Source organism: Anaerovorax odorimutans, from assembly GCF_024459955.1.
GTDB classification, from domain to species: domain Bacteria; phylum Bacillota; class Clostridia; order Peptostreptococcales; family Anaerovoracaceae; genus Hominibacterium; species Hominibacterium odorimutans_A.
On sequence record NZ_JANFXK010000090.1, the window covers coordinates 1 to 507 of the forward strand.

General features: G+C 57.6%; 1 protein-coding gene. It reads right to left on the bottom strand.

The window, feature by feature from the left end; translation table 11 throughout:
- Positions 1–507 (bottom strand): SNF2-related protein (locus NE619_RS17990; protein ID WP_256133860.1); only part of this gene is annotated, 507 nt, incomplete at both ends.

The following is a 507-nucleotide window of genomic DNA, read 5'->3' on the forward strand; positions in this document are numbered from 1 at the left end:
CTTCGACCGGCTGCTTGTCCTCGTTGTACACCGCCCCGTTGGCCATTTGCAGCAGCTTTCCGGAAAGCACCGCGGCGGAACCGGCGTCCAGAAGTTCGTCGTCGATCTCAACAAGCAGGTTTTTCTCGAATTCCTCGTAAGCTTTGGCCGCTTTGCTGTCCAGGGCTACCGGCACGATGTCCTCCACCAGGTCCGGAAGCTGCAAGTAATCTTTCGCGCTCATGCTGATGCAGATGTCGCCGATCAGCCGGTGGATCGCTTCATCGGCTCCCGGCTTTGGCGCGTAGCTGAACACGTGGTCCCTGTCCCTGGCGTCCGGATCAAAGTATCGTTCCCGGTAATGGGTAATCCGTTTTCCCAGCCGCTGTCCCTCGTCAAGCAGGTATACCTGCGACCAGAGGTCTAAAAGACCGTTTGGGGCCGGCGTGCCGGTAAGTCCCACCATCCGTTTGATGCTTTTACGCACCCAGGTCAAGGACTTGAATCGTTTCGCCTTGTGAGACTTGA